The sequence below is a fragment of the Sorangiineae bacterium MSr11367 genome (genome assembly GCA_037157805.1).
Lineage (GTDB): Bacteria > Myxococcota_A > Polyangia > Polyangiales > Polyangiaceae > Pendulispora > Pendulispora rubella.
Window position 1 is genome coordinate 5,278,983 of sequence record CP089983.1, and the last position, 22,582, is coordinate 5,301,564.

General features: G+C 67.3%; 17 protein-coding genes and 1 riboswitch. Of the genes, 11 read left to right on the top strand and 6 right to left on the bottom strand.

Annotation, left to right across the window (positions count from 1 at the left end; all coding sequences use genetic code 11):
- Positions 1 to 16 precede the first annotated feature (16 nt).
- Positions 17 to 199, bottom strand: coding sequence for a hypothetical protein (locus LVJ94_20480; protein WXB09594.1), 183 nt, complete (start codon positions 197 to 199; stop codon positions 17 to 19).
- A gap of 81 nt (positions 200 to 280) precedes the next feature.
- Between LVJ94_20480 and LVJ94_20485 the strand changes: the two genes are divergently transcribed.
- A complete protein-coding gene (locus tag LVJ94_20485; GenBank protein WXB09595.1) occupies positions 281 to 1,135 on the top strand; it encodes a GNAT family N-acetyltransferase in 855 nt (284 codons plus the stop codon).
- Here LVJ94_20485 and metE read toward each other — a convergent pair.
- The gene (gene metE, locus LVJ94_20490; GenBank protein ID WXB09596.1) at positions 1,113 to 3,386 is read right to left on the bottom strand and encodes a 5-methyltetrahydropteroyltriglutamate--homocysteine S-methyltransferase; all 2,274 of its coding nucleotides are present in this window, start codon (positions 3,384 to 3,386) and stop codon (positions 1,113 to 1,115) included. The two genes, LVJ94_20485 and metE, sit on opposite strands and share 23 nt — an antisense overlap.
- Positions 3,387 to 3,441: 55 nt before the next feature.
- Positions 3,442 to 3,663, bottom strand: a riboswitch (cobalamin riboswitch).
- Positions 3,664 to 3,683: 20 nt separating this feature from the next.
- Positions 3,684 to 4,334, bottom strand: a complete 651-nt coding sequence (locus LVJ94_20495; protein WXB09597.1) for a TetR/AcrR family transcriptional regulator — start codon at positions 4,332 to 4,334, stop codon at positions 3,684 to 3,686.
- 48 nt (positions 4,335 to 4,382) lie between these two features.
- Here LVJ94_20495 and LVJ94_20500 point away from each other — a divergent pair, with 48 nt between their 5' ends.
- Complete coding sequence (locus LVJ94_20500) at positions 4,383 to 5,330, top strand: alpha/beta hydrolase (protein ID WXB09598.1); 948 nt, start codon at positions 4,383 to 4,385, stop codon at positions 5,328 to 5,330.
- Here the strand turns inward: LVJ94_20500 and phhA are convergent.
- Positions 5,327 to 6,232 (bottom strand): phenylalanine 4-monooxygenase, encoded by a 906-nt coding sequence (phhA, locus tag LVJ94_20505; GenBank protein WXB09599.1) that lies wholly within the window; start codon positions 6,230 to 6,232, stop codon positions 5,327 to 5,329. The two genes, LVJ94_20500 and phhA, sit on opposite strands and share 4 nt — an antisense overlap.
- Before the next feature lie 107 nt (positions 6,233 to 6,339).
- Here phhA and LVJ94_20510 point away from each other — a divergent pair, with 107 nt between their 5' ends.
- Both LVJ94_20510 and LVJ94_20515 read left to right on the top strand, forming a co-directional pair.
- Complete coding sequence (locus LVJ94_20510) at positions 6,340 to 6,828, top strand: Lrp/AsnC family transcriptional regulator (GenBank protein ID WXB09600.1); 489 nt, start codon at positions 6,340 to 6,342, stop codon at positions 6,826 to 6,828.
- A gap of 72 nt (positions 6,829 to 6,900) precedes the next feature.
- The gene (locus tag LVJ94_20515) at positions 6,901 to 9,057 is read left to right on the top strand and encodes a zinc-dependent metalloprotease (protein WXB09601.1); all 2,157 of its coding nucleotides are present in this window, start codon (positions 6,901 to 6,903) and stop codon (positions 9,055 to 9,057) included.
- A 3-nt stretch (positions 9,058 to 9,060) separates the two neighbouring features.
- Here the strand turns inward: LVJ94_20515 and LVJ94_20520 are convergent, their stop codons facing one another.
- A complete protein-coding gene (locus LVJ94_20520) occupies positions 9,061 to 9,972 on the bottom strand; it encodes a transcriptional regulator (protein ID WXB09602.1) in 912 nt (303 codons plus the stop codon).
- Positions 9,973 to 10,003: 31 nt separating this feature from the next.
- On the opposite strand from LVJ94_20520, the gene LVJ94_20525 reads away from it, so the two are divergent.
- From LVJ94_20525 to LVJ94_20540, 4 genes are read left to right on the top strand one after another with little or no spacing between them, the layout of a single operon-like run.
- Positions 10,004 to 11,053 (top strand): serine/threonine protein kinase, encoded by a 1,050-nt coding sequence (locus LVJ94_20525; protein WXB09603.1) that lies wholly within the window; start codon positions 10,004 to 10,006, stop codon positions 11,051 to 11,053.
- A gap of 11 nt (positions 11,054 to 11,064) precedes the next feature.
- Positions 11,065 to 12,387, top strand: a complete 1,323-nt coding sequence (locus tag LVJ94_20530) for a serine/threonine protein kinase (GenBank protein ID WXB09604.1) — start codon at positions 11,065 to 11,067, stop codon at positions 12,385 to 12,387.
- Positions 12,388 to 12,402: 15 nt separating this feature from the next.
- Entirely contained in the window at positions 12,403 to 13,386 is a 984-nt protein-coding gene (locus LVJ94_20535) for a PEGA domain-containing protein (protein ID WXB09605.1), read from the top strand.
- A complete protein-coding gene (locus LVJ94_20540; protein WXB09606.1) occupies positions 13,383 to 14,771 on the top strand; it encodes a formylglycine-generating enzyme family protein in 1,389 nt (462 codons plus the stop codon). The genes LVJ94_20535 and LVJ94_20540 overlap by 4 nt, the downstream gene beginning before the upstream one ends.
- Before the next feature lies 1 nt (position 14,772).
- Here LVJ94_20540 and LVJ94_20545 read toward each other — a convergent pair whose 3' ends face one another.
- The gene (locus LVJ94_20545) at positions 14,773 to 15,864 is read right to left on the bottom strand and encodes a putative zinc-binding peptidase (GenBank protein ID WXB09607.1); all 1,092 of its coding nucleotides are present in this window, start codon (positions 15,862 to 15,864) and stop codon (positions 14,773 to 14,775) included.
- 37 nt (positions 15,865 to 15,901) lie between these two features.
- Here LVJ94_20545 and LVJ94_20550 point away from each other — a divergent pair, with 37 nt between their 5' ends.
- Genes LVJ94_20550 through LVJ94_20560 form a run of 3 tightly spaced genes read left to right on the top strand, consistent with a single transcriptional unit; the run spans position 15,902 to position 22,578 of the window.
- Positions 15,902 to 19,180 carry a transglutaminase family protein gene (locus LVJ94_20550; protein ID WXB09608.1) on the top strand — a complete coding sequence of 1,093 codons (3,279 nt, stop codon included), beginning with the start codon at positions 15,902 to 15,904 and terminating at the stop codon, positions 19,178 to 19,180.
- Positions 19,181 to 19,183: 3 nt separating this feature from the next.
- Positions 19,184 to 21,631, top strand: a complete 2,448-nt coding sequence (locus tag LVJ94_20555; GenBank protein ID WXB09609.1) for a circularly permuted type 2 ATP-grasp protein — start codon at positions 19,184 to 19,186, stop codon at positions 21,629 to 21,631.
- The gene (locus LVJ94_20560; protein ID WXB09610.1) at positions 21,628 to 22,578 is read left to right on the top strand and encodes a transglutaminase family protein; all 951 of its coding nucleotides are present in this window, start codon (positions 21,628 to 21,630) and stop codon (positions 22,576 to 22,578) included. Before LVJ94_20555 ends, LVJ94_20560 begins: the two co-directional genes overlap by 4 nt.
- Positions 22,579 to 22,582 lie beyond the last annotated feature (4 nt).

Below are 22,582 nucleotides of genomic sequence, written 5' to 3' on the forward strand. Positions count from 1 at the left end.
GCGTCAGATTGCCACGCTACTTGGCGGCAATCCGCGGATCCTTGATCTGCCGCATCGGATCGCCCTCCGGTCCGAAGGGCGGATCACCCAAGGGAGGAGGCGGGAGCGGTCCCTGCTTCGGCGGTTCCTTGACGGGCGGCTTCTTGTGCGCCGGCTCGCGTGCGGGCGGGCGGGGCGGCTTTTTCGGATGGGATGCCATTTCGATCATCAAGGCATCGTGCGTGCCACCCAACCGACGAGGCTCGACGCGCAGGGATTGGAGCTTTATGCTCGATTGTCCATGGCTTCCGACGCATTCGCCGCCACCACGGCGCCCATTCGCCGATTGACCCTTGAAGATATGCCGGCCTGTTTTCATTTGGCGACGGACCGCGATTGGCCCATCGAAGAAAAGAAGTGGCGACTTCTCTTCGAGATTGGTGCGGTGTACGGCATCGACGATCCCGCGGGCGGGCTCGCGGGCATGGTCGTGTGCACGCCCTACGGGCGCGAAGTCTCGGCCATTGGCATGATGGTCGTCGCCCGCCGCCACGAACGGCGCGGTCTCGGTGGGCGATTGATGCGCCATGCGATCGAGCAGGCCGGCACGGCCACCACCTGGTTGACCGCCACCGCCTTCGGGCAGCCGCTGTATGCAAAATTGGGCTTTCGCGTCGCCAGCGAGATGACCACGTACATGGGTGAGATTCAGCCCGTGCCGCAGGGCGAGCCGATTTCCCGAAGGGCCACCGAGACCGATCTTCCCGGCATCCTCGCCCTCGACGGGGCTGCGTTCGGTGCCCCGCGCAAGGAGCTGCTGACACGGCTGATGGGGCGTGCCGAAGTCTTTCGTGTGATCGATTCGCCGGGCGGCATTACGGGGTTCGGAGCTTCGTGGCGGAGCACCCAGACGGCATGCCTCTCGCCGGTCGTCGCGGAAGACATGGATGCTGCCCTGGGCCTCTTCGCCGATCTGGCGCGGGACACACCGGGACGCGTGCGGGTCGATGCGGACCATCGGTTTCCGCGTCTGCGCGCGTGGGCCGAAGCGCACGGCCTCCAGAACAGCTTTCAAACCGCCGTGATGATCTACGGCGAACCGCTTCCTGGCGACCGTGCGCGGGTGTTTGCCCCTACGATGCAGGCGCTAGGCTGATTCGCGCGCGGCGGGCCGCCTCGACCATTCGACGGAGGGCCGCCTCCACCTCGGTCCAACCGCGCGTCTTCAGCCCGCAGTCCGGGTTCGTCCACAGTTGCCCGGCGCGCAGCACGCCGGCGGCCCCCTCGAGGCGAACAGCCATTTCGTCGACGGTGGGAACGCGCGGCGAGTGAATGTCGTAAACCCCGGGGCCAATCCCATTGGGGTAACGGAATCGCGCGAAGTCGTGGAGCAACTCCATGTTCGAGCGCGAGCTCTCGATGGAGAGCACGTCCGCGTCCATGTCGGCGATGGCCTCGAGCATGTCGCCGAACTCCGAGTAACACATGTGCGTGTGAACCTGCGTCTCGTCGGCCACGCCGCTGGTGGCCAACTTGAAGGCATCCACCGCCCAGCGCAAATAGGCCGGCCAGTCGCTGCGGCGCAGGGGAAGCCCCTCGCGGATGGCCGGCTCGTCCACTTGAATCATGCCGATGCCGGCCGCTTCGAGATCGACCACCTCGTCGCGCAACGCCAGCGCCAGCTGCAGGCATGTCTCGCTGCGCGGCTGATCGTCGCGCACGAAGGACCACTGCAAGATGGTCACGGGACCCGTGAGCATCCCTTTCATGGGGCGCTTGGTCAGCGACTGCGCGTAGCGCGACCATGCGACGGTCATCGACTGCGGCCGCGAGACGTCCCCGAAGAGCACCGGCGGCTTCACGCAGCGCGAACCGTAGCTTTGCACCCAGCCGTTCTCGGTGAAGGTGAAGCCCTCGAGCTGCTCGCCGAAATACTCGACCATGTCGTTGCGCTCGAATTCACCGTGCACCAAAACGTCGAGGCCCATGGCCTCTTGCCGCTCGACGCACCGGCGTGTTTCCGCCTCGAGGAACGCCTGGTACTCCTCCGCGGTGACCCTGCCCGTCCGCCACGCAGCCCGGGCCGCGCGCACGTCGCCCGTCTGCGGAAAGGAGCCGATGGTCGTCGTGGGAAAGAGCGGCAGCTGAAAGCGCTGCTGCTGCTTGCGCGCGCGCTCGGGAAAGTGCGACGCACGCTGAAACATCGCCGGCGAGACCGCCAGAGCCCGCGCGCGCACGTAGGTGCGCCGCGTTCGCGGGGAAGAGCGGCGGCCCTCGAGGGCCTTGCGCGTCTCCAGGAAAAGCGCGGTATCCGCCGTGCCGGCGAGCGCGCGGATCTCCGCGAGCTTTTGCTTGGCGAAGGCCAGCCAGCTCCGCACCTCGCCCTCGAGCTTTCGCTCGGCGTCGAGATCGACGGGCACGTGGAGCAGCGAGCACGAAGGCGCCACGAGCACGCGCGCCGGACCGAGGGCGTGGACCGCCCGATCCACGATGCGCTGGGCCGCATCGAGGTCCGTGCGCCACACATTCCGCCCATCGACGACGCCCACGGACAGCGCCATCGACGCGGGGATGGCCGCGAGCACGCCGTCGAGCTGGTCCGGGGCGCGAACCACGTCGACGTGCAGCGCGTCCAGGCCCGAGCGCGCGGCAAGCCCGAGGTTGTCCCCGAGCGCGCCGAAGTAGCTCGCCAGGAGCACGCGCGGACGCGAGCGGCACGCGGAAAGCCGCTCGAAGGCCCGCGCATAGGCGCGCTTCTGCGCATCGTCGAGCTCGAGCACGAGGCACGGTTCATCGAGCTGGACCCAGGAAGTACCCTTGTCGGCAAGCCTGGCGAACAACTCTTCGTATAGAGGCAGGAGCGCGTCGAGCCGCTCCAGCGCCACGCCGCTTTCCATCTTGGCGAGCATCAAGAACGTCACCGGCCCCACGAGAACGGGACGAGGCTCGATGCCGAGCGAGCGCGCCTCGTCGACCTCGCCGAGCACCTTCGACGTGTCCAAGGTGAACGGCTGCCCGGGCTCGAGCTCGGGCACGATGTAGTGGTAGTTCGTATCGAACCACTTGGTCATCTCCAGCGCCGGAACATCGAGACCGGCCTCGCGATCTTGAAGCCCGCGCGCCATGGCGAAATAGCGCGCGAGTGGATCGCGGATGCCGCGGTAGCGCGCCGGCACGACGCCAAACGAGACCGCCGCATCGAGCATGTGGTCGTACAAAGAAAAATCGTTGCTCGGGATGTGATCGAGCCCCGCCGCCTTCATCGCCGACCAGTGCCGGCGCCGCAGCTCCGAGGCGACGGCCTCCAGTGCGGTGGACGAGAGCTTTTTGGACCAATGATCTTCGAGCGCTTTTTTTAGCTCTCGAGCGACACCAATACGAGGATGACCGAGACACGTTGCGAGCACGGTGACCGACCTTTTCCGCCTCCCGCGAGGCTTTAGGGGGACCGGCGACGGATTTCTCCCGGCGCCGAGTGCTGGCAGGTCTTCGGGCTTACGAGCATTTCCGGCGTTTGCCGGCCTTCCTACGTCCACCACTTCCCAGGGCCAGAGGACTGGCGCCCAGTGCGCTGCGTGGATGTCGATCTCGATTACCGCTGCGGGGCAGCCCCGGATGTTCGCCGGGTTCCCTTTTCAGCCCGTGGCCAACGAGGCCAAAGGCACCAACACGCCTGCTACCCTAGGGGCGTCCTGGCCTTCCCGTCAACTGGGAGCCCTTACGTAGGCCGAGAGAAGCTTGGTCATCTCGTCGGCGAGCTCCTGCGCCCCAACCGGCTCCCCCGCTTTGTCGGTGACCCATCGATGCGCCAGGGCATCCACGAGTTGGACGCAGAGCTGGGCGCTCAGGCGGGGCGAACGCACCTGCGACTCCGGGTGCCCGCCAAGGACGAACTCGAGGACCTCGACGATGCGCAGCTCGAATTGCTCGACGCGGCGGACCAGCGCCCGAGAGAGCGGAACCTCCAGGGAGAGCACCGTGTGCAACCGCGGATTGTCCGCGTGGAAGTCGAGAAACGCCTGCACCAGCACGCGGAGCACGTCCTCGAGCGGCATGGTGGTGACCCTCGGCGCCACGGAGGCGACGCGTTCCTCGAACATCGCTTCCGCCTCGGCGAAGTGCCGATCGATCAGCGCGCGCACGATGGCGTCCTTGTCGCGAAAGTACTCGTACAGCGAGCCAATGGAGACGCCGGCGCGGGCGGCGATCTCGTTCGTCGTTGTGTGGGCGTAGCCGCGGCGCGGCAAAATCCGAGCGGCGGCGTCGACGATCGCGCGCACCGTCTCCTGCGAGCGCTCTTGAATCGGCTTTCTTCGGGCGGGGCGCGCGGGGCGTTTGGGCGTCGTTCGGGGCATGCTGGAACCCGAGTAGAGGAATCCGAGTCAAAGCTCAATATTGCTCGTATGCCTTCGCTCGTACCGACCCGCCCCACCTACGATGACTTTCCCGCCACGAACACGTACCGGCAGCACGTGACCTACGCCTTTGGCATCGCCTTCACGGAGAAGCCCACCGAGACATGGCTTCCCTGGCGCGGTCACGAGGTGCACATGGACGATTGGCGCCCCCGAGGCGCGCCTCGTGCCACCGTGATCCTCGTCCACGGTGCGGGCGGGTACGGACGCCTTCTCGCGCCCTTCGCGGCGCCCCTGCGCGAGGCCGGCTTCGCGGTGCGCGTGCCCGATCTTCCGGGGTACGGGCTTACCCGCATGCGTCCGGGCGCGCGCGCCGAATACGACGAATGGGTCGCCCTCGTGGCGGGCCTCGCCGATGAAGCCGCGCAACATGGCCCCGTATTTCTCTTCGGGCTGAGCGTCGGCGGGATGACCTGCCTCTGGGCTGCCCAGCGCGCGCGCAAGGTTTCGGGTGTGGCCGCGACCACGCTGATCGATCTCCGTGACCCGCGGACCTTCGTTCGCGCCACGCGGGCTCCGTGGATGGGGTACCTCTCGCTGGCGGCGTTCCGATTCCTTCCGAGCCTCACCGACGCCGTGTCGTTCCCGCTGTCGTTGATCGTCCCCGTCGAGCGGCTGACCCCGGACGTGCAACTTGCCCGCGCCTTGCTGAGCGATCCTCTGCTCGGCAAGCGCTGGGCCCAGGCGCGTTGCTTTCGCACGATCACCACGTACACGCCCGAGCGGGACGACTTCGAGCTCCCCTGCCCGCTCCTTCTCGTGCATCCCGGCGCCGACACGTGGACCCCGGTGGAGATGAGCCTCCCCGTGTACGAGCAGGTCCCGACGGCCAAGGAGCTGGTCGTCCTCTCGAACGGCGGCCACGCGCCGCTCGAATCACCGGCTTACGGGGAGCTCTGCTCCACGGTCACCCGCTTTCTCGAGGCCCGCGTTTAGAAGTCCGCGTCGTTGGGCCAGCCCTCGCGCGAGCCGCGGTGGAGGACGCGGTCGCTCGAGAGCACATCGCCGGCGCCGAACGCGGGCACGCCGCGCAGCCGGGCATAGGTCGGCGCGAGATCGGGCAAGGTGGCCTCGAAGAGCGACTCGAAGCTGTCGATGACGAAGTACGTCTTCTGGAAGCTATCGATGCGGTACTTGGTCCGCATCACGCGCTCCAAGTCGAAGGCGATGCGGTTCGGCGACGCCGATTCCAAGCTGTAGATCGATTCGGACTTGGAGCTCACGATGCCCGCACCGTAAATGCGCAGCCCCTCGTCGGTGCGCAAAAGGCCGAACTCCACGGTGAACCAGTAGAGACGCGCGAGGTTGAGCAGCGCCTCTTTCCCGATGCGCGCGGCCTTCACGCCGCCCGCGCCATAGGCCGCCACGTAGTCGGCGAACACGGGGTTCAGCAGCAGCGGGACGTGCCCGAACAAGTCGTGGAAAAGGTCCGGCTCGGCGATGTAATCGAGCTGCTCGGGCTTGCGGATCCACCAGGTGACGGGGAACCGCCGCATGGAGAGGTGCTCGAAGAAGGTGACCTCCGGCAAGAGGCCTTCGACGGCGATGAGCTCCCAGCCGGTAGCGCGGTGAAGCACCTTGTTCAGTTCGTCGAAGCGCGGAATGCGATCCGCCCCCATGCCGAACCGACCCATGTTCTCCACGAATTCGCGGCACGCCCGGCCCGGCAGCAGCTCGTGCTGGCGGCGAAAGAGGGTGGCCCACACCTCGTTGTCCGTCCGCGTATACGACGACCACGGCTGCTCGACGACCTCGGTCGCATAGTTGGGGACGAACCCGTTGTCCGTTTGGCGGTACTCGACGCGGCGGGGAGAAGCTGACGGCGTGGTGGTGTTCACGATGAGGAGAACTTAGTGCCTACCCCTCGCAATTTCCTTGCTTTATTGCCCGCTAATTCCAACCATGAGCAATATTATTGCTCATTCAACCATCTGCGGGGCATAAAATGACCTCTAGCCGACTCGACAGCACCGATGTTCGCATTCTCGAAGTGCTCCAGCGCGAAGGGCGCATCACCAATGCGGAGCTTGCCGAGCGGGTGAGCATCTCCGCCTCCCCGTGCCTGCGGCGCCTTCAACGCCTCGAGAGCGAGGGCGTCATCACCGGCTACCGGGCCCAACTCGATCCCCGCGCCATCGGTCTGGGGCTGCAAGCCATCGTCCGCGTGCAGCTGGAGAAGCATGGCACGGCGATCATCGAGCGCTTCGTCGCGCGGGTGAACACGTGGGACGAGGTCGTGGCCTGTTACGCCCTCACCGGCGACATGGATTACCTGCTCCACGTCTGCGTGACCGATCTGGAGCACTTCTCGCGCTTCCTGCTCGACAAGCTGCTCAACGACGCCGGCGTGGCCGATGCGAACTCGAGCTTCGTGCTGCGCACGGTGAAAGAGGCGCGTGCACTTCCGCTCGGTCAGGTGGCCGGCGGGCGCTGACTCTTTCGATTTCTTTCGATTCGGTGCACCAGATGATTCGAAGCGGCGTCTTCTCTCCGAGGAGAGCAGTTCATGAGTCGCAGTTTCAAGACGGTCAGTTTTTTCGTCTTGTCTTTGGCCGCACCCCTTGCGGCCTGCTCGGATTCGGGGTCGGGAAACAACGCGCCTGCGCAAGCCCCTCCCTTCTTGGCGATCACGCGCGCCAACGAGGTGAAGGCCCCCGGCCTTTCCTCCGCAGCGCTTTCACTCCGCAGCGTGCCGGGGGCCGACAGCGCGACGACATTTTACCTCGCGATCAGCGAGAAGGCGCTGCACGAGAAGTGGTTTCTCAGCGCGTTTCTGAAGCAATACTTCCCCGGTGCGGTGGTCAACGGTGCGGCCCGCAGCTTGGGCACGCGCGTGGTGACCTTCCGCGAACGCAATGGGAAGGTGTACGTCTTCGATGCATCGGACAACTATGCGAATTCCGATACCTTCGATCCGGCGCTGATGGTCGAGGCCTATCCGGTCGTATCCCCAGAAGTTGTCACGGTTCCCCCGGGCTACGTCGTGATCGACCCTGCCGCGGGCATGCATCGCTTTGGCGTGACTGAGGCCGGAAGCGTCGTGATGAACAAGCCTGCGATCACCCCGTTCAAGGTCGAATTGGCCTTTTCGCAGAATTTCCGATCGCTGCAGGACGGCGCGACCTTCGAAGAGATTTTCACCGGCTCGAGCACGTCACCCGTTCCGCGGGAAGACCTCCGGACCGACGGCGGAAGAAAGCCCAACCCCCTCGATGCGGCGCTCGACCGCGATGCCCTGCGCGCCTCGGGAACCCTGGGGCTCTCGTTCCGGCGCTATGCGGAGACGCCTTCGTTCATCGGCATGGTCCCTCCCGACGTGCCCCATTATTTCAGCGGAGACACACACCTCGAGCGCGATACCGGTTCGACGCGCATGCGCGTCGCCCATTGGGCCATCCGGGCGGGGATGAAGCCCATTCGGTGGGTCCTTTCGAGTGAGTTCGCGAAGGTGCAGCAGGCGTATCCGCACTACGACATCGTTGGCGCCGTCCGGCGAGGTATTACCAATTGGAATGAGGCCTTTGGCTTCGAGGCGCTGACCGCCGAGGTGGCCAAGGAGGGGGAATTCGTGGACGACGACGACACGAACGTCGTCTACTTCGACACCGATCCGCGCGCCGGATACGCCTTTGCCAATTGGCGCACCAATCCGAATACGGGCGAGGTTCGTGGGGCGAGTGTCTATTTCAGCTCGGCCTTTCTCCCGTCCGCGAGCCCACCTCGCCCGGCCTCGAACACGGCGATCACCCAATGGGGCACCTTCGACGCCCAAGGCCTCTGCTCCATGCCGGTGGACGCCCCGGCGGACATGTCGAAGAAGGAGCAAGTCGAGGCACGAATCACCTACGTCATCTTGCACGAGATTGGGCACACCCTCGGCTTGCGGCACAACTTCAAAGGTTCTCTGGTGGAGCCGTCGTCGTCGGTGATGGACTACCTGACCGTGAACGACAGCGTTCGCATGACGAGCCCCGGCGCCTACGATCGAGACGCACTGGCCTTTCTGTATGGCCTGCACGCCAAGGCGGCCCTCCCCGCACAGCCGTTCTGTACCGACGAGCAGGCCATCCTCGATCCGGAGTGCGCGCCCTTCGACACCACGGACGATCCGCTGGCCAAGGACAAAGGCCCAGGCTACCAGGCGGAGTTGACGACCTTCCTCACGGGAAAGGCCAATGCGTGGGGAGCGAACTTCGGGGCCGTGCGCAGCTGGCTCCAAGCCGAGCTCCCGCAAGATGCGGTGGCGCGCACGCGGCGTCGGGCCCAGAAGCTTCAAGCGTGGGAATTCCTGCTCGCGGCCTTGCGACCCGGGGTGACCGCCGGGGCGGCGCCGGAACGGATCGACGCCGCGCTGACCGCCACGTTCCGCGCGCTGTACGCCGACCCCAAGGTGCCGCCGCCGCCGCAGGACGAGCCGCTTGCACGGAAGGTCGCGCAGGACGCGTTCGACGCGTTGGTCGGAGCACACGCCATCCCCGTGCGCCGGGCGGCCGTCGTCGTGCTGAAGAAGCTGCAGACGGAAGACGCCCATCTGAAGCTTCTCGCCGCGCGCACCGCCATCGAAGCGCAAAAAGGCACCGGGCCGGCCGCCGTCGCGGGCAACGCCAAGCTGGACGATCTCGTCGCGAGCATCGACCACGCGACGCGGCCCTATTCCGAGTAGCCGCTACACGGTGCTCTTCATCTCGGCGAGCACCCGCTGCACGCTGACGTCGAACTCGCTCAGGAGCACACCCATCACGCTCTCGAATTCGGCTTGATTCAGCTGCAAACGCTCGGCCAGCCGGCGGCGCATGCCGTCGAAGAGCGCATCGCGCGCACACGCGATCCGCCGCGTCACCGTGGCGCGGTGGACGCTGAAGATGCGCGCGATGGCCTCGGCCGGCAGGCGGTCCACGATGGAGAGACGCAGGACGTTGCGCTCCTCCGACGTGAGATCGGCCAGCGCATCGAGGAAGGCGATGCGAAACGCGTCGGTGTAGGTCGCCCGCACGTGATCCAGCTCGGGATTGTCCGCCGCCGCGAAGGTGTAGAGCGCCTCCATGTCAGCGTCGTGGGCCTTGGTCGTCGCACTTCGCTGCAGACTGAGGGCCACCCGTGTGGCGGCCACGCGCACCCAGGCCGCGAGCGGACCGCGCCCGCCATACGTCGATATTTTGGCCGGCCGGTGGTTCGCCGCGTCGGCCACGAAAAGCTTCTCGCGCAGCAGCTGCTCCACGTCGGCCGGGTCCACGTGGCTCATTTTCGCGCTGCGCACGTGCACCGAGGCAGGCTTCAAAAAGGTGCGATCGAAATGCGCGAGCGCCCGGGGATGTCCTTGGGCACACCCGAGCGCCAAGTACAGATCGGCCGCGAACAGCAGGGGCAAGGCGTCGGCCGTTTCCAGCACGGCCGCGATGTGCCGCAGGAACGCCTCTTCGGTCACCTCGAGATCCGGCCAGGCCCTGCGTGCCTTGGCCACCAGGTCGACGAGGACCCCCTCCAGGTCCTCGACCTTGCGGAGTTCGTCGCCGAGCCCGCCTTCCGCATGCGCAAGAAGCGACGCCGCGAGGGACGAGACACCGGAGACGGGGACCATGCGTCTCAGTGTAGTACGCTATGTGGCTCCGATGGCTTCGTCCGAATGCCTCGACGACAACGATCTGATGGCTCTGTTCGAGGAGGGCGCGGCCGAGACCAGCCGTCAAAAGGCCTTGCACGCCCACCTGGATGTGTGCACGGACTGCCGCCACCTGGTGGCCGAGTTGGCCCGGTGCCTTGCGGAAGAAGGCAGCATGGTGTCGACGGCGCCCCTTGCGGGGCCGGCCACGGTGGAAGAAGCGACCGACGTTCGGGCGCTCTGGGGAGGCGCCATCGTCGGACCGTACCGGCTCGAACGGTTCCTCGGTCAGGGCGGCCTCGGGATCGTTTGGGCCGCGACCCACGTGACGCATGGCGGCGACTTCGCGCTCAAATTCCTCCGGACGAGCGAGTCCGCCCGGGCCAAGCGCTTCCTTCGTGAGGCGCGGGTCACCGCGGCGCTTCGCCACCCGAACATCGTGCACGTGCACGAGGCGTTCGAGCCCACAGGCCTGCCGCCGGTCATCGTCATGGACCTGCTCCACGGTGAACCCCTGCGCGGGCCGATGCGCCGCATGGGCACGATTCCGTGGAACCAGACCGCCGCCCTTCTTCGGCCCATCGTGGCGGCCCTCGCGGCGGCGCATGCGCGCGGTGTCATCCACCGCGACTTGAAACCCGAGAACGTCTTTCTCACCGGCGACACCGTGAAGGTGCTCGACTTCGGCCTTGCCAAGCTCACCGCCATCGAAGGCGGATGCGCCGCCACCGCCGAGTTGACCCGCAGCGGTCACATCTTGGGTACGCCCACCTACATGGCACCCGAACAGGTCTTCGGCGAAAAGGACATCGACGTTCGGGCCGACGTGTGGTCCCTCGGCGTTCTGGCCTTCGAATGCCTCTCGGGGCGGCGTCCCATCGAGGGACGCACCTTGGGCCACGCCATCCGGGCTTTCTCGAGCGGCACGATCCTTCAGCTCGCCGATGTCGCTCCGCATCTGCCCCCGCCGGTGACGAGCTTGGTTGCGCGCATGCTATCGGTCGAACGAACCAAGCGACCCTCGCTTGGGGAAATCGACGCCGTTCTTACCTCAAGCTAACATACCTACCCTTGATCCGCGGTCGGTCCCCGTCTCCTGCGAGTGCTTCGAGTGGCGCGACGTTGCTCGCGCCCGGCGCGGTCGTTTATGGGCGCTACGAATTGGAGGCCGTGCTCGGCGAAGGCGGAATGGGCGCGGTCTGGGGTGCGCACCACACGGTGACGCGCAGGCCGGTGGCGCTCAAATTTCTCAAACGCAAAGGGGCCGAACACGCGCGGCGGTTCCTGCGCGAGGCGCGCATCGTGGGAGCGCTCAAGCATCCCAACGTGGTGACGATCTACGACATTCTGCACGAGGGAGACGACCCGCCCGTCATGGTGATGGACTGGCTCGTCGGCGAGCCCTTGAGCAGCCGGCTCGCCCGCGAAGGGACGATCCCGCTGGGCGATCTCGCGCGCATCATGACCCAGGTGGCCGATGCCGTGGAGACCGCGCACCGGCACGGGGTCGTGCACCGTGACTTGAAGCCGGAGAACATCTTCCTCTGCCGCGAGTCCCCCCACGAGGTGAAGGTGCTCGACTTCGGCATCGCCAAGCTCACCGCCGTGTCGGGCGATGCGGCCAAGACCGCGGGGCTCACCACCACGGGCGATCTGCTGGGCACTCCTTATTACATGGCGCCGGAGCAGGTGTTCGGCGACAAAGAGATGGATCACCGCGCCGACATTTGGTCCCTCGGCGTGATTCTCCATCAATGCCTCACCGGGCGGCGCCCCTTCGACGGCGAGAACGTGGGCCAGATCCTCAAAGCCATCACCATGGGCGCGGTCACGCCGCTCGCCAGCGCGCGCCGCGATCTGCCGGCCGATCTGACGTCGCTGGTGGATCGCATGCTGGCCCGTGAGAAGGAGCAGCGGCCCAAAGATCTCTCGGGCCTGATCCGGGTGCTCTCGACGATTTCCGGCGTGGAGTCCACGGCGCCGACCCACCTGACGCCCGCCCGCCGGACGCGCACGTCGCAGGCTCTTTGGGCGCTCGGGGTGCTGCTCGCCGCGACGGCCATGGCGGGTGCGTTTCTCTTGCTGCCGGCGCAGCCGGGCGCGGAACCTGCGCCGGCCGCCGCACCCGCACCACCGCCGAAGGTGGCGCCCGTCGCATCGTCCATCGTCGAGCCCTCGGCGCTGACCGCATCGCCCGCCACGCTGCCCGACCCCGCTGATGCGGCGGCGCCCGCAACGACGGCAACCACCGCGAAAGCGGCTTCGAGCCCGCGTGCGCACGCGTCGCCGCCCCGGCGGGCCCCCGCCGCGCCGCCCTCGAGTGGCGCCGCGCCGAACGGGTCCAACCCACGCCTGCCCGGTGGGGTGTATGGAGAATCTCCTTACCGACCATAGCTTTTGGAAACTTGGATGCGTCCCCTCGCCGTCGTTGCTTTTCTTCTCGTGCAGTCTTCCTCGCTGGCCTTCGCGCAATCGAAGGGCCCAGAAACCGAGGCCGATGCGGCCTTCATGCAAGGCGCCACGCTCGTTCAAAAGTCGCAATGGGCCGAGGCGTTGGCCGCGTTCGAGCGGGCCTACGAGCTGCGGCCGCACGCCGTCACCACGTACAACGTGGCCGCGTGCGAGCGCGCAATGGGGCGCTACACGCGCGCCTTTCGCACCTTTGCGAGGGCCCTGGACGAGAATGCGGCGGCCGGCGGCAAGGCCTTGCCCCCCGTGCTCGCATCCGATGCCAAAGGCTACCTCGGTGAACTCGATCGGCTCCTGGTGCGTCTCTCCCTCGTGGTGACGCCGGAGGGATCGCGCGTCACGGTGGACGGCCGGCCCCTGGAGGCGATCCCGAAGGGAGCCGAGTACGTGGCGGGGATCCGCCCACCGGGTGTGGGCGATCCCAGCCCGCGCGGCCCGTTCGTGGTGCTGCTCGATCCCGGCATGCACGTGCTCACCTTCGCGCGCCCCGGGTTCGAAGATGTGGTGCTCCGCCGCAGCTTCCCGCCGGGCAATGCGGTCGCGCAACGCATCGAGTTGACCCAGCTTCCGGCCCAGATCCACATTTCGTCGACCCAACCCCGCGCCATCGTTCGGGTCGACGGCACCGACGTGGGGCCTGCGCCGGTGGACGTCCTTCGCCCCGCGGGCAGTTACAAAGTGGTGGTCAAGTACCCCGGTTTCGAGCCTTACGAGGCGCGCGTGAACCTGCGTGCCGGCGAGCAAACGGACCTTCGGGCCAGCCTGGTCGAGAGCAGCCCTTCGATCTTCAGCCGATGGTGGTTCTGGACCGGCGCGGCCATCCTGGTAACCGGCGCCGTCGTGGGCACGTACGCCATCGTGAGACCCGACAACCGCGAGCCGGTCGGCGGCGGCAGCCTGGGTTGGGGCGTGGTGGGGCCATGATGGGCGCGCGCCTCGTCGCGGCGGCGATGGTGGTCGCGGCCGTGGCCTGCTCCGACAGCCCACAGGAGGGACACATCGTCTTTTACATCGACACGGACGCGCCGCTGCTTCCCAAATCGAGGACCCCGCAACCGGAGCTGCGCGCCCCCGCGCTCTTCGAGAAGCTTCGCGTCGAGTTCTTCTCTCCGACGGACCAAGAGCCGTGCTGCACCCGCGAATTCGATGCCACCGAGGACCTCTTCACCTACGGAGCCTCGGTCACCGTGCGCGGCAACCTGGACCGCGTGAGGGTGCGCCTCTATCGCCCCTCGGATCAAGTGGACGGCGTCTTCTCCGATCGCACCACGATCGACGTGGTGGCGAAGCTCCCGCGCATGCCGGGTGAAGGCTCCGTGTCGGCGAACGTCTTCCTCGAGACCGCCCGCGTCGGCCGGCCCAATGGAACCTTGACCGATCCCATTGCGGCCCCACTCGGTTCCCTCGATCGCGGGCACGTGGGCACGTGGCCGCCGGCGCTCCGCACCCCATGCGTCGGGCGCCCTCACAAGGACGAGGCGTGCATCGCGGGCGGTGCGTACTTCATGGGATCGAGTCGGGGCGACGACGGGCTCTTGAGCCTCCCGCAGCGACTGGTCTCACTCTCTCCTTTCTTTCTCGACCAACACGAGGTCACCATCGGCGCCATCGCCGAGTGGATCGCCCGAGCGAAGAAGGATCCCACGAAGATCTTGGTCGCGTGGAACGACAAGGACACGGCGGAAGAAACGAATTTTTGCACGTATGGCCGAAAGGATCCCGACCTTCCCATCAATTGCATCATCCGAAGTGCCGCGCTCGAATACTGTCAATCGCAGGGAAAGACCCTGCCCACCGAGGCGCAACTCGAATACGTGAGCGGTGGTATGAAGGCCTATCCCTTCGTCTGGGGCCGCGCCCCGGCCAAATGTGGCGATGCCGTATGGGGCGTGCGGCCGAACACGTTCACGTGCCCCGAGACGACGCCCCCAACCGGACCCGTGGCGTGGAGCCGCGCCGACGCGCGAAAGCTCGATGTGCTCCAAGTCGCCACGGGGCCCGTTTCCGATCTCGCGGGCAACGTTCAGGAGTACGTGCTCGATGTCGTCAGCGTCAAAACGGACCCGTGCTGGCAGGTGCCCGACGCAGGGTTTCTCAGCGATCCGTTGTGCACCGCCGCGAACACGAAGCCCATTCCCGAGTTCCCCGAGCTTTCCGATCTGGACATGCTGCGCGGGGGAAGCTGGTCCAGCGAGCTTCGCGATGCGTTGCGCTCGACCCTTCGTGAAGTGGTTTTCAACGTCGCAAGGGCGGAGCCGACGATTTTTGCCACACCCGAGATCGGCTTCCGCTGCGCGCGCAAGCCGTGATTCAGGTGGCCGCGCCCACGGTTTGGTGCACGAAGTGCAGCTTGGCCACCGCCTCCGTCGAGAGCACGAACGGGTACGTGTCGTCGTGGCCCATGCCGCGGTTCAAGTTGTTGAGCGCATAGGTCACCGCGCTCCAACTCGTGATCATGCGCTCGAACGAGACGTCCTCGGCGATGGGATCGGGCACCTTTTTCACCGTGGGCTCGTCGCGCCGTGAGGGCACGAGTGCGATGCCGCACGCCGCCGCCGTCTCCAAGGTGTCGCTCATGTGCAGGTAGTGCGCCCACGTCTCGGCCCAGTCTTCCCAGGGATGCATGGTCGCGTACGCGCTCACGTAGCGATCCTGCCAGTTCTTCGCGGGGCCCTGCTCGTAGTGGCGCTTCAGCGCGGCCTGGTAGTCCGCGCGCTCGTCGCCGAAGCGCGCGCGAAAGGCTTCGAGCCGCGGAGGATCGTCGCGGATCAACCGATCCCAGTAATAGTGCCCGACCTCGTGCCGGAAGTGACCGAGCAAGGTGCGGTACGGCTCCCCAAGCTCCGTGCGCCGCTTCACGCGCTCCGCATCGTTGGCCTCGGCGACGTTGATCGTGATGACTCCATCGTGGTGGCCCGTGAGCACGCAGGCCCCCTGCCCGTCGGGCCCGTTCGGCACGTCCTCCAGGAACTCGAACGCGAGGCCCGCCTTGGGATCCTCGTGCTTGCTCTGGTACGGCAGCCCGAGTTGATCGAGCGTGTAGACCAAGCGCCGCTTGGCCACCTCCAGCTTGTACCAGAGGCGGATGTTTCCTTCTTGCGAGAGGTTGGGGATCGTCCGTGTGAGCAGGCACGCACGGCAGAGAGCGTTAGTGGCCTCCCCTTTACTGCCGCGCTTCGGAACGGGAATGGCCCAGTTGCATACATTGTGCTGCGAGTAATTCGCGCACAGCCGAAACATGGTTCCAGGCGCCACCGGCGACGTCCAGCGATGTCGGCCCGCTGGATCCAGCGAGGTCAGGCCCACCTCGGGCACGTAGGCGAGCGCGCGTCCGCAGCGCACGCAGTTAACATTCTCGAAAAAGAGAAGCTGGTCGCAATGATCGCAGTGGAAAACTTTCATCGATCGCTCGGCTTTGCGCGTAGATTGACCTCAGCCGATGTCCATCCACGTCGCCCTCCATCATCGCACGAGCTATCGCTACGATCGTCCCATAACGCTGGGCCCCCAAAGCGTCCGCCTTCGACCGGCGCCGCATTGTCGCTCACGCATCCTGAGCTACTCGCTCAAGGTCCTGCCCGATCCGCACTTCGTCAATTGGCAGCAGGATCCGCAGTCGAACTACGTCGCGCGCCTGGTCTTTCCGGAGCGCACGGGCGAGTTCACCATCGAGGTCGACCTCGTGGCCGAGATGGCCGCGATGAACCCGTTCGATTTCTTCCTCGAACCGGCCGCCGAGAAGTGGCCCTTCGAATACGATCCGGTGCTGCGCGACGAGCTCGCGCCCTATTTGCGCGTGGGCCCGGGTTCGCCGCGGCTCGAGGCCTTCGTGGACAGCGTTTCGCGCGAAGCGCGTTCGACCAACGACTTCCTGGTCGAGTTGAACCAGCGGCTGTGCACGCAGATCGCGTACAACATCCGGCTCGAGCCGGGGCTGCAGACGCCCGAGGAGACGCTGGAGAAGGCCTCGGGCTCGTGCCGCGATACGGGCTGGCTGCTCGTGCAAATCCTGCGGCGCCTCGGCCTCGCCGCGCGCTTCACGTCGGGCTACCTGGTGCAGCTCACGGCCGACGTCAAACCGCTCGAGGGGCCCGAGGGACCGAGCCAAGACTTCGTCGATCTGCACGCGTGGTGCGAGGTGTACTTGCCCGGCGCGGGATGGATCGGGCTCGACCCCACGTCGGGGCTTCTCGCCGGTGAAGGGCATCTGCCGCTCGCGTGCACCGCGGAGCCACAGCTCGCGGCGCCGGTGAGCGGTGTGCTCGAGAAGTGCGAGGCCACGTTCGAGCACGAGATGAAGGTCACGCGCATCGTCGAGACGCCGCGCGTTCAAAAGCCGTACACCGACGAACAATGGAGATCCATCGTGGAGTTGGGCCACGCGGTGGATGCAGAGCTCGCGCAGGGCGACGTGCGCCTCACCATGGGCGGAGAGCCCACGTTCGTGTCGTCCGAGGACCTCGACGGCGACGAATGGAACACCGCGGCCATGGGGCCGAACAAGAAGCGCCTCGCGGCCGATTTGTACCACCGGCTGCGCGACCAGTACGCGCCGCAGGGCCTCGTGCATTTCGGCCAGGGCAAATGGTACCCGGGTGAGCCGCTTCCACGCTGGGCGCTCAACTTGTTCTGGCGCCGCGACGGCGAGCCGCTCTGGAAGGAGCGCGCACTCGTGGCCGACGAACAGGCACCGAGCGGCGCGGACGACGCGCTGGCCGGGCGCTTCTTGCACGAGGTGGCCACGCGCCTCGGTGTCGATCCGGGGTGCGCGTTCCCGGCGTTCGAGGACGTCTACTATTACCTGTGGCGCGAGCGGCAGCTGCCCATCAACGTCGACCCCTTCGATTCGAAGCTGGACGATCCGCTGGAGCGCGAGCGCCTGCGGCGCATCTTCTCCGTGGGGCTCGACAAGGTCGTCGGCTACGCGCTTCCCATCGAGCGCGATGGGTCGGGGTGGCAAACGGGGCCGTGGGAGTTCCGCGCGAAGCGCTGCTACCTCGTGCCGGGCGACTCGCCCATGGGCCTCCGGTTGCCGCTCGATGCGCGGACCTGGATCGCGCCAGGGGATCGGGAGGTGATCTCGCCGCCGGATCCTGCGCAGCCGGTCACCCGGCTTCCTGCGCGTGCGGAGCTGCGCTTTCAGCGGCCGGACGCGCCCGTTCCCGAGGGGACGGGCATCAAGCACGGCTACCCGCCGTTCACCGCCTTGTGCGCGGAGCCGCGCAATGGGGTGCTGTACCTCTTCATGCCGCCGGCGCGAACCTTGGACGACTACGTCGCCCTGGTGGCCGCCATCGAGGCCACGGCCGAGTCGCTCCAGGTGCCGATCCTCGTCGAAGGCTACCCGCCGCCGCGCGATGCGCGCCTCGCGCAGTTGAGCGTCACGCCGGATCCCGGGGTCATCGAGGTGAACATCCACCCCGCCACCAACTGGGACGAGCTCGTCGATCACACGACGCACCTTTACGAGGCCGCCCGCCAATCGCGTCTGTCGGCGGAAAAGTTCATGCTCGATGGCCGCCACGTGGGAACCGGCGGCGGCAACCACGTGGTGCTCGGCGGCGCGACGGTGAACGATTCGCCGTTTCTGCGCCGGCCGGACCTTCTGCGCAGCCTGCTCGCGTATTTTCATCAGCACCCGTCGCTGTCGTTCCTCTTTTCCGGCATGTTCATCGGGCCGACGTCGCAGGCACCGCGCATCGACGAGGCCCGCAACGACTCCATCTTCGAGATCGAGGTCGCCTTCCGCGAGGTCTCGCGCAAGCTGCGCGGCTACTCGGAGGCGGGCGACGTTCCGCCCTGGCTGGTCGATCGCCTCTTCCGCGACCTGCTCACGGACGTCACGGGCAACACGCACCGCGCGGAGTTTTGCATCGACAAGCTGTTCTCCCCGGACGGCGTGACCGGCCGCCATGGCTTGCTCGAACTGCGCGCCTTCGAGATGCCGCCCCACGCGCGCATGAGCCTCACGCAGCAGCTTCTCTTGCGCACCCTGGTGGCGCGCTTCTGGAAGACGCCGTACGCGCCGGAGCGGCTCGCGCGTTGGGGCACCGAGCTGCACGATCGCTTCATGCTCCCGTTCTTCGTCTGGCAGGACTTCGAGGACGTGATCACCGAACTGCGCGGCGGCGGCCATCCGCTGGAGACCGCGTGGTTCGCACCGCACTTCGAGTTCCGCTTTCCCAAGTACGGCGACTTCGCCACCCGCGCCGTCGAGCTGGAGCTCCGCGGCGCGCTCGAGCCGTGGCACGTCATGGGCGAGGATGCGACGGCGAGCGGCACTGCGCGCTACGTCGACTCGTCGCTCGAGCGGCTGCAGGTCATCGCCCGGGGCATGGCGCCCGAGCGCTACGTCGTGACGTGCAATGGCCAGGCGCTGCCACTCCACCCGACGGGCACCAACGGTGAATTCGTGTCCGGTGTGCGCTACCGCGCATGGCAACCGCCGCGCTGCCTGCATCCGCACATCGGTGTGCACGCACCGCTGGTGTTCGACTTGGTCGACACCTGGACGAAGCGCAGCCTCGGCGGGTGCGAGTACCACGTGAGCCACCCGGGAGGGCGCTCCCACGACATCCGGCCCATCAACGCGCTCGAAGCCGAGGGGCGCCGTCGCGCGCGCTTCTTCCGCCTCGGGCACACCCCCGGCCGCATGGAAGTGCGACCTGCCGTTGCCAGCCCAGACTTCCCGTTCACGCTGGATCTGCGTAAATCATAGGCGATGGCCGAGCACCGCTACGACGAAATGCTGGACGACTCCGGCGTCCCGCGGGCGCATTGGCGCGCGTTCCTCGCGCACCTCGACACGCTGCCGAAGGAGACGATGCAGCGGCGCCGTCGCTTCGTCAACGATGCCATCGCCTCCGACGGCGTGACGTACAACGTCTACGCGGATCCCAAGGGCGCGAGCCGTCCATGGGAGCTCGACCTGCTCCCGCTCATCTTGCCTGCGAACGAATGGCGCGCCATCGCCTCCGCGGTGGCGCAGCGCGCGCGCCTTCTCAATGCGGTGCTCGCGGATCTCTACGGGCCGCAGACCTTGCTCGCGGAGGGGCTCATCCCGCCGGCCCTCGTCTTCGGACAGCGCAGTTTTCTCTGGCCGCTGCACGGCGTGACCTCCGCCACGGGGCTGCACGTCTACGCGGCGGATCTGGCGCGCTCGTCCGATGGCCACTGGTGGGTGCTCGCGGACCGCACCGGCGGGCCCTCGGGCGCGGGCTACGCGCTGCAGAACCGCATGACCTTGTCGCGCGCCTTCCCGGACGCGTTCCGCGAGCTGCACGTCGAGCCCCTGGCGCCGTTTTTCAGCGCGCTCCAAGACTCGCTGTACCGCCTCTCGCCCACCCGTGGCGGCGAGGCTCCGCTCGCGGTGCTCCTCACCCCGGGCCCGTACAACGAGACGTACTTCGAGCACTCGTTCCTGGCGCGCTACCTCGGCTTTCCCCTGGTCGAGGGGCAAGATCTCATCGTGCGCGGCGACTCGGTCTACCTGAAGACGCTGCGCGGCCTGCGCCGCGTCCACGCCATCTTGCGCCGCCTCGATGGCGACTACTGCGATCCCGTCGAACTGCGCGCCGATTCGGCATTGGGCATTCCCGGGCTCCTGCACGCCATCCGCGCAGGCACCGTGGTCATCGCGAATGCGCTGGGAAGCGGCGTGCTCGAGACGGGCGCCTTGGCCGGCTTCTACCCCGCGGTGAGCGAGCGGCTCTTTGGCGAGAAGCTCGCCATGCCGTCCATTGCCACGTGGTGGTGCGGCGAGGCGCCGGCGCTGGAGTACGTCGTGGAGCACCTCGACGAGCTGGTCATCAAGCCATCGTACCCGTCGATCCGCATGGAGGCCGTGTTCGGCCACAAGCTCGACAAGCCCGCCCGCGCACGGCTCATCGAGCGGCTGCAGGCGCAGCCCCACGCGTACGTGGCCCAGGAATGGGTGCGCCTGTCGCATGCCCCCACGTGGGGCCGTGAGGAGGGCTCGGCGTCGAAAAGCCGGCGCCTGCTCGCGCGCTCGGCAACGTTGCGCGTCTTCGCGGTGGCCACGGCGAACGGGTACACCGTCATGCCGGGGGCCCTCACCCGCGTCGCCCAATACGATGGGGACGTCGTCTCCATGCAGTGGGGCGGCTCGAGCAAGGACACGTGGATGCTCGCCGATCGGCCGGTCACGCGCGTCTCGCTCCGGCGCCCGAGGCTCGGCCCCGACGACGTCGTGCGCAGCGTGGCGTTCATCCCCTCGCGGGTCGGCGAAAATCTGTACTGGATGGGGCGCTACACCGAGCGCTGCGAGAGCATCGCGCGCCTGCTCCGCGCGGCCCTCGTGCGCCTCGCAGATGCCGATCCCGAGTCCGAGCCCGCGCTTCGATCGCTCGCGTCGGTGAGCGATCAGCTCAAAATTTTCCCCAAACGGGATGAAGTCGATGCCCGCGACTTCATCGCCGCCGTGGTCGATCCGCAGGTGCAAGGCGGCCTCGCGGCCAACGTGCTGCGCCTGCATGCTTGTGCGAACCATGTGCGCGAGCGCATGTCCACGGACAACTGGCACCTCTTTCACCGGCTGCAGCAGCGGCTGCCCGGCCCCGATGCCTCCCTCGGCTACGCCTTGGAGTCGCTCGACGACGTCATGATGACCTGCGTGTCGCTGGCCGGCTTCGCGCTCGACGACATGACCCGCGACGAAAGCTGGCAGTTCCTCGTCTTGGGGCGCCGCCTCGAGCGACTCGCCCACGTGGCGGGCATCGTGGCCCACGTCGTCGCCTCCCCCGCCGCCGAGCGCGGCGATGCCTTGGAATGGCTGCTCGAGGCGACGAACAGCATCGTCACCTTCCGCGCGCTCTACCGCCGCACGCCCGAGCTTTTGCCGGTGCTGCACCTCGTCGTTCTGGACGACACCAACCCGCACGCGGTGGCCTTCCAGATCCGCGACCTTTTGCTCGTCCAAGAGCGCGATCTGGGGCTCCACGCCCTGGCGCCGCTGGGCGAGGCGTTGCGCCATACGCCGCTCGGGGGCTTCCAGGCGGAGGCCGGCGCGGTGCTCGAAGCTTCGTGCACCGAGCTGGCCGCGCTCCTTCTTCGCATCGAGCGCGCCGCCTTCGGCCTGTCCGACGAGTTGCAGCGCCGCTTTTTCACCCACGCGGGCACCCCGGTGCCGGTGGGGATCGAGGCGCAGTGATCCGCGAGTACGTCGTCGTCCACGAAACGCACTACCGGTACGATCAGCCCGTGGGCCTCTCGCGCCAGATCGTCCATTTGGCCCCGCGCGAGACCCCGTACCAAGTCTGCCGGGCCCACACGCTGGTGGTCACCCCCGAGCCGGAAATCCTCGCCATCGACCACGACGCGTTCGGCAACCCCGCCACGTCGCTCTGCATCGAAGCCGACCACGGGGCGCTGTCGGTGGTCGCCGAGTCCTGGGTGGGCATCACCGAGCGCATCTACCCGGAGGACGACGACACACCGCCCTGGGACGAGGTCCGCACCCGACTCACCTACCGTGCCCGTCAGCGACCGCACCCTGCCGATCTGGAGGCGGCGCGCTTCCTCTTCGAATCGCGCCGGGTGCGCAACAAGCGCGAGCTCGCCGCATGGACCAGCGCCTGTTTCCCGCCCGGCACCCCGCTTCTCGCGGGGGTCCGGGCGCTGATGAACCGCATCCACGACGAGTTCACCTTCGACCCGAAGGCCACGACCGTCTCCACCCCCGTCATGGACGTGTTCGCCCTACGCCGCGGCGTCTGCCAAGATTTCGCGCACTTGATGCTCTCGTGCCTGCGCTCGATGGGCCTCGCCGCGCGCTACGTCAGTGGCTATGTTCTCACGCGACCGCCGGCGGGGCGTCCGCGCATGGTCGGCGCCGACGCCTCCCATGCGTGGGTCTCCGTGTACTGCCCCGACGTGGGTTGGGTCGATGCCGATCCGACCAACGCGGTGTTTCCGTCGCTCGAACACGTCACGCTCGGCTGGGGTCGCGACTACGACGACGTCATCCCGCTCCGGGGCGTCCTTCTCGGCGGCGGAGAGCACGCCCTGGACATTGCGGTGACCGTTGCACCGCGAGCGGACTTTCAAGCGATTTTTGGGCGCCCGCCACCCGTTGCCAGAATGCCCGAGCGGACCTAAAAAT